At 59.8% G+C, this 13,195-nt stretch carries 14 protein-coding genes; 11 read left to right on the top strand and 3 right to left on the bottom strand.

Going from position 1 to position 13,195, the window contains the following annotated elements; genetic code table 11:
- Nucleotides 1-74 precede the first annotated feature (74 nt).
- Nucleotides 75-806 carry a carbonic anhydrase gene (locus tag ACA062_RS00410; protein ID WP_497454750.1) on the top strand — a complete coding sequence of 244 codons (732 nt, stop codon included), beginning with the start codon at nucleotides 75-77 and terminating at the stop codon, nucleotides 804-806.
- Between the two features lie 84 nt (nucleotides 807-890).
- Nucleotides 891-2,417 (top strand): SulP family inorganic anion transporter, encoded by a 1,527-nt coding sequence (locus ACA062_RS00405; protein ID WP_497454749.1) that lies wholly within the window; start codon nucleotides 891-893, stop codon nucleotides 2,415-2,417.
- A 122-nt stretch (nucleotides 2,418-2,539) separates the two neighbouring features.
- On the opposite strand, the gene ACA062_RS00400 is transcribed toward ACA062_RS00405, so the two are convergent.
- Nucleotides 2,540-3,190 carry a hypothetical protein gene (locus tag ACA062_RS00400; RefSeq protein ID WP_497454748.1) on the bottom strand — a complete coding sequence of 217 codons (651 nt, stop codon included), beginning with the start codon at nucleotides 3,188-3,190 and terminating at the stop codon, nucleotides 2,540-2,542.
- A gap of 371 nt (nucleotides 3,191-3,561) precedes the next feature.
- Between ACA062_RS00400 and coxB the strand changes: the two genes are divergently transcribed.
- From coxB to ACA062_RS00380, 4 genes are all read left to right on the top strand, one after another.
- Nucleotides 3,562-4,689 (top strand): cytochrome c oxidase subunit II, encoded by a 1,128-nt coding sequence (gene coxB / locus ACA062_RS00395; protein ID WP_497454747.1) that lies wholly within the window; start codon nucleotides 3,562-3,564, stop codon nucleotides 4,687-4,689.
- A gap of 82 nt (nucleotides 4,690-4,771) precedes the next feature.
- A complete protein-coding gene (ctaD, locus tag ACA062_RS00390; protein ID WP_497454746.1) occupies nucleotides 4,772-6,361 on the top strand; it encodes a cytochrome c oxidase subunit I in 1,590 nt (529 codons plus the stop codon).
- Nucleotides 6,362-6,478: 117 nt separating this feature from the next.
- Nucleotides 6,479-7,030 carry a cytochrome c oxidase assembly protein gene (locus ACA062_RS00385; RefSeq protein ID WP_497454745.1) on the top strand — a complete coding sequence of 184 codons (552 nt, stop codon included), beginning with the start codon at nucleotides 6,479-6,481 and terminating at the stop codon, nucleotides 7,028-7,030.
- 25 nt (nucleotides 7,031-7,055) lie between these two features.
- A complete protein-coding gene (locus tag ACA062_RS00380) occupies nucleotides 7,056-7,943 on the top strand; it encodes a cytochrome c oxidase subunit 3 (protein ID WP_497454744.1) in 888 nt (295 codons plus the stop codon).
- A gap of 71 nt (nucleotides 7,944-8,014) precedes the next feature.
- On the opposite strand, the gene ACA062_RS00375 is transcribed toward ACA062_RS00380, so the two are convergent.
- Complete coding sequence (locus tag ACA062_RS00375) at nucleotides 8,015-8,218, bottom strand: twin transmembrane helix small protein (RefSeq protein WP_497454743.1); 204 nt, start codon at nucleotides 8,216-8,218, stop codon at nucleotides 8,015-8,017.
- 70 nt (nucleotides 8,219-8,288) lie between these two features.
- On the opposite strand from ACA062_RS00375, the gene ACA062_RS00370 reads away from it, so the two are divergent.
- From ACA062_RS00370 to ACA062_RS00350, 5 genes are read left to right on the top strand one after another with little or no spacing between them, the layout of a single operon-like run.
- Nucleotides 8,289-9,029, top strand: coding sequence for an SURF1 family protein (locus ACA062_RS00370; RefSeq protein WP_497454742.1), 741 nt, complete (start codon nucleotides 8,289-8,291; stop codon nucleotides 9,027-9,029).
- Nucleotides 8,995-9,588: a PA_0111/PP_0108 family redox-active disulfide protein gene (locus ACA062_RS00365; protein WP_497454741.1), complete on the top strand. Its 594-nt coding sequence runs from the start codon at nucleotides 8,995-8,997 to the stop codon at nucleotides 9,586-9,588. The genes ACA062_RS00370 and ACA062_RS00365 overlap by 35 nt, the downstream gene beginning before the upstream one ends.
- 10 nt (nucleotides 9,589-9,598) lie before the next feature.
- Nucleotides 9,599-10,678: a COX15/CtaA family protein gene (locus tag ACA062_RS00360; RefSeq protein ID WP_497454740.1), complete on the top strand. Its 1,080-nt coding sequence runs from the start codon at nucleotides 9,599-9,601 to the stop codon at nucleotides 10,676-10,678.
- Nucleotides 10,666-11,565: a heme o synthase gene (cyoE, locus tag ACA062_RS00355; RefSeq protein WP_497454739.1), complete on the top strand. Its 900-nt coding sequence runs from the start codon at nucleotides 10,666-10,668 to the stop codon at nucleotides 11,563-11,565. Before ACA062_RS00360 ends, cyoE begins: the two co-directional genes overlap by 13 nt.
- Nucleotides 11,562-12,197: an SCO family protein gene (locus ACA062_RS00350; RefSeq protein WP_497454738.1), complete on the top strand. Its 636-nt coding sequence runs from the start codon at nucleotides 11,562-11,564 to the stop codon at nucleotides 12,195-12,197. Before cyoE ends, ACA062_RS00350 begins: the two co-directional genes overlap by 4 nt.
- A gap of 173 nt (nucleotides 12,198-12,370) precedes the next feature.
- On the opposite strand, the gene ACA062_RS00345 is transcribed toward ACA062_RS00350, so the two are convergent.
- The gene (locus tag ACA062_RS00345) at nucleotides 12,371-13,144 is read right to left on the bottom strand and encodes a MetQ/NlpA family ABC transporter substrate-binding protein (protein ID WP_497454737.1); all 774 of its coding nucleotides are present in this window, start codon (nucleotides 13,142-13,144) and stop codon (nucleotides 12,371-12,373) included.
- Nucleotides 13,145-13,195 lie beyond the last annotated feature (51 nt).

The following is a 13,195-nucleotide window of genomic DNA, read 5'->3' as shown; positions in this document are numbered from 1 at the left end:
TTTAAACAGCCACTGGCTTCACATCGGATAACACGGGAAGATTCCCTGACTGACTCCGCCAAAGAGGATGAATCATGAGTGACAAGGATAAACAGCCGTTGGCTGCGTCGGCTTCAGCCCCACTGGAGGCGGAAACCGCCGATGCAGCCCTGCAGCATATCGTTGACGGCTTTTTGCATTTTCATCACGAAATTTTTCCGCAGCAGGAAGAACTTTTCAAGAAACTCGCCACGGCCCAGAGCCCCAGGGCGATGTTCATCGCCTGCGCCGATTCGCGTATCGTTCCTGAGCTGATCACCCAAAGTGCCCCTGGCGATCTGTTCGTGACCCGTAATGTCGGCAATGTGGTTCCACCGTACGGGCAAATGAACGGCGGTGTTTCCACGGCGATCGAATACGCGGTACTGGCCCTCGGCGTGCAGCACATCATCATTTGCGGACACTCCGACTGCGGCGCCATGCGTGCGGTACTCAATCCGCAAAGCCTGGAAAAAATGCCGACGGTCAAAGCCTGGCTGCGCCACGCCGAAGTGGCGAAAACCATGGTCCAGGAAAACTGTCATTGCGCTGACGAAAACGAAAGCATGCACATCCTCACCGAGGAGAATGTGATCGCTCAGTTGCAGCATTTGCGCACTCATCCGTCCGTGGCCTCGCGCATGGCCAACGGTCAGCTGTTTATCCATGGCTGGGTCTACAGCATCGAAACCAGCGAAATCAAGGCTTACGACGCCGATCAGGGTTGTTTCCTGCCGCTAGACGGCAGTCATCCAATTCCCGTGGCGACGCCCAAAGCGCGCTTCTAAATCCTCCTAAGTGTGGTTTAGCCGAGGCTGCCGATCGAGCAGCCTGGCTTTGCCATGCCTGAAAAAAACTTCAGGAGAATCACCATGCGTGCTGCGCAACTAAAAACTGTTCTGCCACGGGAGCTGTTGGCTTCGGTGGTCGTGTTTCTTGTCGCTTTACCCTTGTGCATGGGTATCGCCATTGCTTCGGGGCTACCGCCCGCCAAAGGTTTGATCACCGGCATCATCGGTGGGCTGGTGGTGGGCTGGCTCGCCGGCTCTCCATTGCAAGTCAGCGGTCCGGCGGCAGGGTTGGCCGTTCTGGTGTTCGAACTGGTGCGCCAGCATGGCATCGCCATGCTCGGGCCGATTCTGCTGCTGGCAGGCTTTCTGCAACTGGTGGCCGGGCGGTTGAAACTGGGTTGCTGGTTTCGGGTGACGGCGCCAGCGGTGGTCTACGGCATGCTCGCCGGGATTGGCGTATTGATCGTGCTTTCACAGGTGCATGTGATGCTCGACGCCGTACCCAAGCCTTCAGGCCTGGATAACCTGGCAGCCTTCCCGGCCGCAGTGATGCAAGCGTTGCCATCCTTGGGCTGGCAGGCGGGCCTGCTCGGGCTGTCGACCATTGCCGTGATGTGGCTGTGGGAAAAATTGCGTCCCCATTCCCTGCGCTTCATTCCGGGAGCATTACTCGGGGTCGGGCTGGCCACGGTTGCCAGCCTTGCTCTGGCGTTGCAGGTCAAACGCGTAGAAGTGCCGGCCAACCTGGCAGAAGCCATCGATTGGCTCAAACCTGCGGACCTGCTCAACCTGGCAGACCCCACGCTGCTGATCGCCGCATTTGCCGTCGCTTTCATCGCCAGTGCTGAAACCCTGCTGTCGGCCGCTGCGGTGGATCGCATGCACAGTGGCCAGCGCTCGGACTTCGACCGGGAATTGTCCGCCCAAGGCGTAGGCAACATGCTCTGTGGACTGCTCGGTGCGCTGCCGATGACCGGGGTGATCGTGCGCAGCTCGGCCAACGTCCAGGCTGGCGCCACCACACGACTGTCGGCGGTGTTCCATGGCCTATGGTTGCTGGCCTTCGTGTTGCTGCTATCGAGCGTGCTGCAAAGCATTCCGGTGGCGAGTCTGGCGGGGGTTCTGGTTTATACCGGCTTCAAACTGGTCGACCTCAAGGCTTTCCGCGGTCTGGGCCGTTATGGCCGGATGCCGATGTTCACTTATGCGGCGACTGCCTTGGCAATCATCTTCACTGACTTGCTGACCGGCGTGCTGATCGGCTTCGGCCTGACCCTGGCCAAGCTTGCCTGGAAGGCATCACGCCTGAAAATCAGCCTGATCGACCTGCCCAGGGACGGCGAAATGGAATTGCGATTGACAGGTGCAGCAACCTTTCTCAAGGTGCCGGCGCTGACACAAGTGCTGGGGACCATTCCTGCGGGTGCAACGGTGCATGTGCCGCTCAATAACCTGAGCTACATCGATCACTCGTGTCTGGAGTTGCTTGAGGAATGGGGACGGGCCAACGCGGCCAAGGGCTCGAAACTGCTGATTGAGGCGCGGGGGTTGAAGCGCAGGCTGGAAGGGCGGTTGAGAACCACGTCCGGAGTGGGTTCAGCCGCGTAGATCGCCCTCTGTAGGAGCGAGCTTGCTCGCGATGGATTCGAGAACGCCGCGTTTAGCCAGTAAACACGCGTTATCGTTAACGACCATCGCGAGCAAGCTCGCTCCTACAGGGGGATATTCCGTCAGGCAGCCGGTTGATCCAGCTCCAACCCTACACCCAGCTGGCGCGACAGGCATGGCCAGCGTTTCCACGCAGCACCGGTGTCCGGGCTGTTGAGTTTCTCGCGGTAGGCTTCCACCGATTCCAGCGCGAAACTCTCTTCGTTGAGCATCTCGTCGACGGCGTGATGTACCGCCTCATCCAGTTGGTTGGCGAATGCCTCACCGATCAGATGATGAGCAATCAGGTTGGCCACAGTCATGTCCAATGGGATCAGTGGCTGGCCAAAATGCTTGATGTACAGGTCATTGACCTCTTCGACCAGGCGGTGCGCCAGATAGGCTTCGTCCAGCAGGCTATCCAGACCGACGTGACCGGCCATGATCGCCGGGGGCTGGAGGAAGAACTGCTCGGCGATTTTCAGCACCGGCTGGATCTGTGATTCGATGCCCGCTTCCCTGGCGACTTCATTGGCTGCATCCAGCAGGTCCGGTACTTGCTCGATATACGCGGCCACAAAACGCGTCATCACGCCGTTGGCGTCGACCTCCGGCAATTGGATGGCGGAGTGAAGGTGTGGCAGTTGGGTTTCCAGCTGACGAGTCAGCAGGCCGGTTTCGGCTTCGTGTTGTTGGGCTTTTTGGATCTGCTCGCGCAATGCGGCGGTGTTCATGAAAACTCCAGGAAACAAAGGCAATGAAATAGGGAAGACATAACTTAGCTGCCTTATGAACAATGCTAAGACGCATTCTTCATAAATGTTTCATCCTTGAGACGTCTCCGTTATATCGAATTGTGACCACTGGTCTGCATCCTTCTCCATTCGTGCCTTGGAACGCAAGTCCCAGCTGTTTCACCCGATTTACGCCGCCACGTTGCGAGGTGCCAGTCGCTGTCTATACTCGGGTGGGAATGGAGTTAGCTGATGACGCCCGACTGCACACGCAGCAAGGCCTGGCGATTCAAGTTCGTAGTCTGAAAAAGCCGCTCCCTTGCCGCAGGTGAAAGCCGGCGGGATAAAAAGAACGATAAGGGGAACCCGCAATGATGCGACATCCACACGTCTGGATGGGCCTCCTGTTGTGGTCGATTTTCAGTCCGGCACACGCCGCATGGACTGTAAATATGGCGCCTGGAGCGACTGAAATCAGTCACGCAGTATTTGACCTGCACATGACCATTTTCTGGATTTGTGTAGTGATCGGCATCATCGTCTTCGGCGCCATGTTCTGGTCGATGATTCTCCACCGCCGCTCGACCGGGCAGGTGGCCGCAAAATTTCATGAAAGCACCACCGTCGAAATCCTCTGGACCATCGTGCCCTTCCTGATATTGGTGGCGATGGCGATTCCGGCGACTGCAACCCTGATCAAGATGTACGACGCCACCGAGCCGGATATCGATATCCAGGTCACGGGCTATCAGTGGAAGTGGCATTACAAGTACTTGGGCCAGGACGTCGAGTTCTTCAGCAACCTGGCCACGCCCGCCGAGCAGATCCACAACAAGGAAGCCAAGGGCGAGCACTACCTGCTTGAGGTCGACAAGCCACTGGTGCTGCCAATCGGCGCCAAGGTGCGCTTCCTGGTGACGTCTGCCGACGTCATTCACTCCTGGTGGGTGCCGGCCTTCGCGGTCAAGCGCGATGCGATCCCGGGGTTCGTCAACGAAGCCTGGACCCGAATCGAAAAACCCGGTCTCTACCGCGGCCAGTGCGCCGAGCTGTGCGGCAAGGACCACGGGTTCATGCCGATCGTGGTCGAGGTCAAGGAAAAGGCCGATTACGAAAAGTGGCTGGGCGAACGCAAGGCAGAAGCCGCGCAACTCAAAGAGCTGACCAGCAAGGATTGGACCCTCGACGAACTCAAGGAGCGCGGCGACAAGGTCTACCACACCACTTGCGTGGCCTGCCACCAGGCCGAAGGCCAGGGTCTGCCACCCATGTTCCCGGCACTCAAGGGCTCGAAAATCGCTACCGGGCCGATCAAGGATCACCTGAGCATTGTCTTCCACGGCAAGCCCGGCACCGCCATGGCGGCGTTCGGCAAGCAGCTCTCGGAAGTCGATATCGCGGCGGTCGTGACCTATGAACGTAACGCCTGGGGCAACAACAAGGGCGACATGGTCACGCCGAAAGAAGTGCTGGAGCTGAAACAGGCGGAAAGCAAATGACCCGGTCTATTGCGCATCCAAGGAACCGGTCGGGGCATCGCGCCCCGGCCTGCCCAGCCCATCTGTTTGCAGGAGACAGGCCATGAGCGCCGTTATCGATGACCACGGTCATGCCACCGACCATGCCCACGGCCCCGCCAAAGGCCTGATGCGCTGGGTGCTGACCACCAACCACAAGGATATCGGCACGCTGTACCTGTGGTTTGCGTTCTCCATGTTCTTGCTCGGCGGTTCGTTCGCGATGGTAATCCGCGCCGAACTGTTTCAGCCGGGGCTGCAAATCGTCCAGCCGGAATTCTTCAACCAGATGACCACCATGCATGGACTGGTGATGGTGTTCGGTGCGGTGATGCCGGCGTTCGTCGGCCTCGCCAACTGGATGATCCCGTTGATGATCGGCGCGCCGGACATGGCGCTGCCGCGGATGAACAACTTCAGCTTCTGGCTGCTGCCGGCGGCGTTCATCCTGCTGGTATCGACCCTGTTCACTCCCGGCGGCGGACCGAACTTTGGCTGGACGTTCTATGCGCCGCTATCGACAACCTATGCGCCGGAAAGCGTGACCTTTTTCATCTTCGCCATCCACTTGATGGGGATCAGTTCGATCATGGGTGCGATCAACGTGATCGCGACCATCCTCAACCTGCGCGCCCCCGGCATGACGTTGATGAAAATGCCGCTGTTCGTCTGGACCTGGCTGATCACCGCCTTCCTGCTGATTGCGGTGATGCCGGTGCTGGCCGGGTGCGTGACCATGATGCTGATGGACATCCATTTCGGCACCAGCTTCTTCAGTGCCGCCGGTGGTGGTGATCCGGTGCTGTTCCAGCATGTGTTCTGGTTCTTCGGTCACCCCGAGGTGTACATCATGATCCTGCCGGCCTTCGGTGCCGTCAGCTCGATCATTCCGGCCTTCTCGCGCAAGCCGCTGTTCGGCTACACCTCGATGGTCTACGCCACCGCCAGTATTGCGTTCCTGTCGTTCATCGTCTGGGCGCACCACATGTTCGTGGTCGGCATTCCGCTGGTGGGCGAGCTGTTCTTCATGTACGCCACGCTGCTGATCGCGGTGCCGACAGGGGTCAAGGTGTTCAACTGGGCGAGCACCATGTGGCAAGGCTCGCTGACCTTCGAGACGCCGATGCTGTTCGCGGTAGCGTTTGTGATCCTGTTCTCCATCGGCGGCTTCTCCGGCCTGATGCTGGCCATCGCACCGGCGGACTTCCAGTACCAGGACACCTACTTCGTGGTCGCGCACTTCCACTACGTGCTGGTGCCGGGGGCGATCTTCGGGATCTTCGCCTCGGCCTACTACTGGATGCCGAAATGGACCGGCCACATGTACGACGAAACCCTCGGCAAGCTGCACTTCTGGCTATCGTTCATCGGCATGAACATGGCCTTCTTCCCGATGCACTTCGTGGGACTGGCAGGCATGCCGCGGCGGATTCCGGACTACAACCTGCAATTCGCCGACTTCAACATGGTGTCGTCGATCGGCGCGTTCATGTTCGGTGCCACGCAGATTTTCTTCCTGTTCATTGTGATCAAGACTATTCGCGGCGGCGTGCCGGCACCGGCCAAACCATGGGATGGGGCCGAAGGCCTGGAATGGAGTATTCCGTCACCGGCGCCGTATCACACCTTCACCACGCCGCCGGAAGTGAAATGAACGCCTTGACCTTTGTGGGAGCGAGCTTGCTCGCGATGAAGGCGACGCGGTGTGCCAGGTATACCGCTATCGCGAGCAAGCTCGCTCCCACAGGGTTCTGTGCCGAGGACAGAGACCATGGCTGACTCGATCTCGTTGAAAAAACTGGTCACTCGCCTGCTGATCGTGGTGGTGGCGATGTTTGTCTTCGGCTTTGCCCTGGTGCCGATCTACGACGTGATGTGCCAGGCGTTCGGCATCAACGGCAAGACCGCCGGGCAGTATGAAGGTGAACAAACGGTCGATACCTCGCGGCAAGTGCGCGTGCAGTTTCTGTCGACCAACTCCGCCGACATGTCCTGGGATTTCTATCCCAAGAGCGATGAATTGACGGCCAACCCTGGGGCGGTGAACGAGATGATTTTCATCGCCCACAACCCGACCGATCGCCCGATGAGTGCCCAGGCGGTGCCGAGCATCGCGCCCAGTGCAGCAGCGGCGTACTTCCACAAGACCGAATGTTTCTGCTTTACCCAGCAAGTGCTGCAGCCCGGTCAACGGATCGAGATGCCGGTACGTTTCATCGTTGACCGTGACATGCCCAAGGATGTGAAGCACCTGACGCTGTCCTACACGCTGTTCGATATCACCGCCCGACATCCACCGGTGACTGTAAATACTGGCGGCTGAGCGTGCCCGATAAGGAGAACAATAAATGGCAACTCATGAGCATTATTACGTTCCGGCCCAGAGCAAGTGGCCGATCATTGCCACCGTTGGCATGTTCGTCACTGTGTTCGGCCTGGCCACCTGGTTCAACGACCTGAAGGCAGCGCGGCCGGAATCCCACGGCCCGCTGATCTTTTTCGTCGGCGGCCTGCTGCTGGCCTACATGCTGTTCGGCTGGTTCGGCACGGTGATCAAGGAAAGTCGCCAAGGGTTGTACAGCGCACAAATGGATCGCTCGTTCCGCTGGGGCATGAGCTGGTTCATCTTCTCGGAGGTGATGTTCTTCATCGCCTTCTTCGGGGCATTATTTTATGTGCGCAACATCACTGGCCCGGCGCTGGGTGGCGAAGGCGCCAAAGGCATCGCCCACATGCTGTGGCCGGCGTTCGAATTCACCTGGCCGTTGCTGAATAACCCTGACCCGAAACTCTTCCCGGCACCCAAGGATGTGATCAGCCCCTGGGGCCTGCCGCTGCTCAATACCGTGCTGCTGGTGAGCTCCAGTGTCACCGTGACCATCGCCCACCACGCTTTGAAAAAGGGCCATCGCGGCGCGCTGAAAATCTGGCTGGCGTTAACTGTATTGCTCGGTTGTGCATTTCTTGGTTTCCAGGCCGAAGAATACATCCACGCCTACCACGAATTGGGCCTGACCCTGGGTTCGGGCATCTATGGCGCGACCTTCTTCATGCTCACCGGTTTCCACGGCGCCCACGTGACCATCGGCACCATCATCCTGTTTGTGATGCTGATGCGGATCATGCGTGGGCACTTCGATAACGAGCACCAGTTCGGGTTTGAAGCAGCGAGTTGGTATTGGCACTTCGTGGACGTGGTGTGGATCGGGCTGTTCGTCTTCGTCTATGTGCTCTGAAAGCAGTGGCAAGCTTCAAGCTGCAAGCCTCAAGTCTGGAACGCTTGAAGCTTGCAGCTTATGGCTTGTGGCTACCACGGAACGTGGGACACCAGCTGGCCGCTGAAGAAACCCCAGGCAATCAAGCCGACGGTGATCGCGGCCAGAGCGACACGAACACTCAAGGCAATGACGAGGCGGTTCGAGCTGCTGTCGTCCTTGACCAGAAAAAACAGGCCGCCGAACAGGCTGACAACCGTGGCAATCAGCATCAGGACGATAGCTGCTTTGAGCATGGTGAGACTCCGGGGGAAAGGCGATGCACTTGAGTATAGCTATCGCGACCAGCACCTTTCTGGCGATGCCATGAAGCGCTTCCGGCCGGGCGTCGTGCCGACCCTGGTGGTCGCGCTGTTGCTGCCCCTGCTGGTTTCACTCGGGTTCTGGCAGTTGAGCCGGGGCGCGGAGAAAAGCGCGCTACTGCAAAGCTATGCCGAACGCCGGGTCGCCGAACCGATGCCCAGTACCGAATTGCAACACACCGAAGATCCGGCGTTCCGCCGCGTTCGCTTGCACGGCCAATTCGATGCCGCTCACAGCCTGCTGCTGGACAACCGCCAGCGCGACGGCAAGGTCGGCGTCGAACTGCTGCAACCGTTCCAGGATCAGGCGACCGGGCTTTGGCTGCTGGTCAATCGCGGCTGGCTGCCGTGGCCGGACCGGCGCACCCCGCCGCAATTCACCACGCCCGAAGCGGCATTGAGTCTCGACGCCTGGGTCTACGTCTCCCCCGGCGCCACCTTTCAACTGCACGCCGACCCGAACACCACGACCTGGCCCCAACTGGTGACCGCAGTCGAACCGGCCAGGCTCTGGACCGCGCTGGGCCGTGATGGCTTTGCCTACGAATTACGCGCAGAAATCGGCCCCGCGACTTACCAGGCCGATTGGCCGGTGGTGGCCATGGGGCCGGAAAAACACCTGGCTTATGCCGTGCAGTGGTTCGCCATGTCGATCGCCCTGTTCGGCCTTTATCTCTATCTCGGCTGGCACAACGCAAAGGAGAAACACCATGGGAGCGGCCATGAATCCACCCAACATGTCTGAGGCGAAAACCCCGGCGAGTCGGCGCAAAGGTCGCATGCAGTTATTGCTGATTCTGCTGGGGGTGATCGGCCCGATGATCCTTGCCACCGGCATGTACAAATTGCAGTTCTGGGTACCGGAGGGCCGCAGTTATCACGGCGAGTTGATCGGCAACGGCCAGACCCGCGCGGACATCGGTGTGCAAGCGCAGGAGGACCGCTGGCAGTTGCTGGTCACCGCCCCCAAGGAGTGCTCGGTCGACTGCCAGCAACTGGTGTACCTGGCGCGACAAGTCCAGATCGGTCTTGGTCGTGATGCCGGGCGCGCCAGTCACGCCCTGGCCGCGGCGCAACCGCTGAGCAGCGATTACGACGCCAAGCTGACGCGCGAGTACCCACAACTGCAACGTTACCCCATGGACCTGACGACTTTCAGCGAGACGACCGGGGACGCAACCGTGCCGCAGCTGTGGATCATCGACCCCCACGGCAATCTGGTGCTGCGCTACGACCCGACGGTCAAAGGCAAGGACCTGCTCAACGACCTGCGCCATCTGCTGAAACTGTCGAACATCGGATAAGGGCATCGTCATGGCCAAACCTGGATTTCGCCTCGCGCTGTTTGCCACCTTGCTTGCACTGATTGTGGTGTTGCTCGGCGCCTACACCCGCCTGACCCACGCGGGCCTCGGCTGTCCGGACTGGCCAGGCTGTTACGGCTTTATCAGCGTGCCGAAAGGCGAAGCCCAACTGGCCCATGCCGAACTGCACTTTCCCGATGCCCCCGTCGAAGCCCACAAGGGCTGGAACGAGATGGTCCACCGCTACTTCGCCGGCACGCTAGGGCTGTTAATCTCGGTACTGGCGGGCCGTGCCTGGGTCCATCGTCGTCATCCGGGACAACCGGTGAAGTTGCCGCTGTTTCTGTTGGCCGTGGTGATCGCCCAGGCGGCGTTCGGTATGTGGACGGTGACGCTCAAGCTCTGGCCGCAAGTGGTGACCGGGCATTTGCTCGGCGGCTTTGCGACCTTGAGCCTGTTGTTTCTGCTGACCTTGCGTCTGTCCGGCGTATTGCCGGCACTCACCGTGCCACGGCGTTTGCAGTACTGGGCTACAGCGGGATTGCTGCTGGTGATTGGGCAGATCGCCCTCGGTGGCTGGGTCAGCTCGAACTACGCAGCCGTAGCCTGTATCGACTTCCCGACCTGCCATGGGCAATGGCTGCCGCCGGCAGATTTCGCCAACGGCTTTCATCTGACTCAGCACATCGGCCCGAACTACCTGGGCGGGCAACTGGACAGCGATGCTCGTACCGCCATTCACCTGACCCATCGTATCGGCGCCCTGTTGGTCACCCTCGTACTGCTCGGGCTGGCCTGGCAACTCAAGGTAGTTGGCATGACGCGGCTGGCGGGGCTGGTGCTGATCGCGCTCGGTGCGCAAATCACTCTCGGCATCAGCAACGTGATTTTCCACTTGCCGCTGCCTGTGGCCGTCGCTCACAACGCTGGGGGAGCGGCACTTTTACTGACGATGGTGCTGGTCAATTATCACGCCCGAACCAGTCTGGTTCGGGTCAAGCAGCAAACACCCGCGCGCTGGCGATTCAGCCCGCGTAAGCATTCAGCCGGGCCCATAACAATAAAAGGAGAGATGCCATGGCGACTCTGATCGGCGAACGTCACAGCCAGGCGATCTGGCGTGACTATCTGGAGCTGACCAAGCCAAAAGTGGTGGTGCTGATGCTCATCACCTCACTGGTCGGCATGTTTCTAGCGACCCGCGCCGGCGTGCCGTGGACGGTGCTGATCTTCGGTAATCTGGGGATTGCCTTGTGTGCCGGTGGCGCTGCGGCGGTCAACCATGTGGTGGACCGGCGTATCGATGCGGTGATGGCGCGTACGCACAAACGGCCGTTGGCTGAAGGTCGGGTTTCCCCAGCCGCTGCGCTCACCTTCGCCCTGGTATTGGCATTGCTCGGCCAGGCGTTACTGCTGGCCTTCACCAATCCGTTGACCGCTTGGTTGACCCTCGCCTCGTTGCTCGGTTACGCCGTGGTGTACACCGGGTTCCTGAAACGCGCGACGCCACAGAACATCGTGATTGGTGGCCTGGCAGGCGCTGCCCCGCCACTGCTGGGCTGGACCGCCGCTACCGGCCATGTCAGCGCTGAACCGCTGTTGTTGGTGCTGATCATCTTCGCCTGGACCCCGCCACACTTCTGGGCCTTGGCCATTCACCGCAAAGAGGAATACGCCAAGGCCGACATCCCCATGCTGCCCGTCACCCACGGTGAGCATTACACCAAGGTCCACATCCTGCTTTACACCTTCGCCCTGCTGGCCGTCAGCCTGATGCCGTACGTGATCCACATGAGCGGACTGCTCTACCTGATTTGCGCGCTAGGCCTGGGCGCCCGGTTTCTGCAATGGGCCGTGGTGCTGTACCGTGGCACTCGGCCGCACGCGGCGATCAACACCTTCAAGTACTCTATCTACTACTTGTTCCTGCTGTTTATCGCGCTGCTCGTAGACCACTACTTACTGTTGAACCTATGACTCGAACCCAGAAAACCGTCTTCATCCTCGTTGCCCTGATCGCGCTGGTCCTGGGCCTGACCATCAACAAAGTCCTGTCCGGCAAAGGCCAGGGCGACCCGACGGCACTGATCGACGCCGGGATCATCCTGCTGCCGCAGAGCCGCAACCTGCCGGATGTGACGATGACCGATCAGGACGGCAAGCCGGTCACGGTCAACGAGTTGAAGGACAAATGGTCGCTGCTGTTCTTCGGCTACACCTTCTGCCCGGACATCTGCCCGACCACCCTCGCCCAACTGCGCCAGATCAAAAGCGAGCTGCCACCCGAGGCGGTGGACAAGTTGCAGATCGTGCTGGTCAGCGTCGACCCGAATCGCGACACGCCCAAGCAGCTCAAGCAATACCTGGGCTACTTCGATCCGCAGTTCATAGGGCTGACGGCGTCTTCGGTCGAAGACATTCAGAAGCTGGCCAATGCGGTGAGCATCCCGTTCATTCCGGCGGACACCAGCAAGCCCAATTACACCGTCGATCACAGTGGCAACCTGGCGGTGATCGGGCCGGACGGGACGCAACGCGGGTTTATTCGGGCGCCGTTGAACAACCAGAAACTGGTGGTGCAATTGCCGGTGATGCTTAACCGCAAGTAAGCACCACAAAACCCTGTGGGAGCGGGCTTGCCCGCGATAGGGCCATCAGCTCCAACACAGTTGTTGAATATCAATCCGCCATCGCGGGCAAGCCCGCTCCCACAGGGTCCGTATTCCAGGCATAAAAAAACGGGGACGCAATCAATGCGTCCCCGTTTTTTATTGCTGTCAGATCAGAACGCCGGCACTACCGCGCCTTTGTACTTCTTGAGAATGAACGCTTTCACTTCTGGGCTGTGCAGTGCAGTCACCAGTTTCTGCATGGCAACACTGTCCTTGTCGTCCGGACGGGCCACGAGGATATTCACGTACGGCGAATCGCTGCCTTCGATCACCAGCGCATCCTTGGCCGGATCGAGCTTGGCTTCCAGCGCGTAGTTGGTGTTGATCAGCGCCAGGTCGACCTGGGTCAGCACGCGGGGGATGGTCGCGGCTTCCAGTTCGCGGAACTTCAGGTCCTTGGTGTTTTCGGTGATGTCCTTCACGGTCGACAGGATGTTGTTCGAATCCTTCAACTTGATCAGGCCGGCCTTCGCCAGCAGCAACAACGCGCGGCCGCCGTTGGTGGCATCGTTCGGGATCACGACGTTGGCACCGCCCGGCAGCTCCGCCAGCGTCTTGTACTTGCTGGAGTAAGCACCCAGCGGCTCCAGGTGTACGCCGGTCACGGCCACCAGATTGGTGGTCTTGGCCTTGTTGAACTCATCAAGATACGGCTGATGCTGGAAGAAGTTGGCGTCCAGACGCTTCTCGGCAACCTGCACGTTCGGCTGGATGTAGTCGGTGAAGACCTTGACCCGCAGGTCCACGCCTTCTTTAGCCAGGGCCGGTTTGACGAATTCGAGGATTTCCGCGTGCGGGACCGGGGTGGCCGCGACGGTCAGGGTGTCGGCAGCGTGGGCGGAAAAGGCTGCAACGGCAGCGAATGCGACGAGTAGTTTTTTCATTCAGCTAACTCCATGTGAGGCGCCTGTCTTCGGCGCCTGCCAGCGAATGGC

The organism is Pseudomonas sp. LBUM1679 (genome assembly GCF_059695565.1).
This window is presented reverse-complemented; position numbering and strand designations above follow the sequence as displayed.

Excerpts from the sequence above, each read along its gene's own strand:
- ACA062_RS00410 (WP_497454750.1), top strand. The coding sequence starts at position 75 with ATGAGTGACAAGGATAAACAGCCGTTGGCTGCGTCGGCTTCAGCCCCA.
- ACA062_RS00405 (WP_497454749.1), top strand. The coding sequence starts at position 891 with ATGCGTGCTGCGCAACTAAAAACTGTTCTGCCACGGGAGCTGTTGGCT.
- ACA062_RS00400 (WP_497454748.1), bottom strand. The coding sequence starts at position 3,190 with ATGAACACCGCCGCATTGCGCGAGCAGATCCAAAAAGCCCAACAACAC.
- coxB (WP_497454747.1), top strand. The coding sequence starts at position 3,562 with ATGATGCGACATCCACACGTCTGGATGGGCCTCCTGTTGTGGTCGATT.
- ctaD (WP_497454746.1), top strand. The coding sequence starts at position 4,772 with ATGAGCGCCGTTATCGATGACCACGGTCATGCCACCGACCATGCCCAC.
- ACA062_RS00385 (WP_497454745.1), top strand. The coding sequence starts at position 6,479 with ATGGCTGACTCGATCTCGTTGAAAAAACTGGTCACTCGCCTGCTGATC.
- ACA062_RS00380 (WP_497454744.1), top strand. The coding sequence starts at position 7,056 with ATGGCAACTCATGAGCATTATTACGTTCCGGCCCAGAGCAAGTGGCCG.
- ACA062_RS00375 (WP_497454743.1), bottom strand. The coding sequence starts at position 8,218 with ATGCTCAAAGCAGCTATCGTCCTGATGCTGATTGCCACGGTTGTCAGC.
- ACA062_RS00370 (WP_497454742.1), top strand. The coding sequence starts at position 8,289 with ATGAAGCGCTTCCGGCCGGGCGTCGTGCCGACCCTGGTGGTCGCGCTG.
- ACA062_RS00365 (WP_497454741.1), top strand. The coding sequence starts at position 8,995 with ATGGGAGCGGCCATGAATCCACCCAACATGTCTGAGGCGAAAACCCCG.
- ACA062_RS00360 (WP_497454740.1), top strand. The coding sequence starts at position 9,599 with ATGGCCAAACCTGGATTTCGCCTCGCGCTGTTTGCCACCTTGCTTGCA.
- cyoE (WP_497454739.1), top strand. The coding sequence starts at position 10,666 with ATGGCGACTCTGATCGGCGAACGTCACAGCCAGGCGATCTGGCGTGAC.
- ACA062_RS00350 (WP_497454738.1), top strand. The coding sequence starts at position 11,562 with ATGACTCGAACCCAGAAAACCGTCTTCATCCTCGTTGCCCTGATCGCG.
- ACA062_RS00345 (WP_497454737.1), bottom strand. The coding sequence starts at position 13,144 with ATGAAAAAACTACTCGTCGCATTCGCTGCCGTTGCAGCCTTTTCCGCC.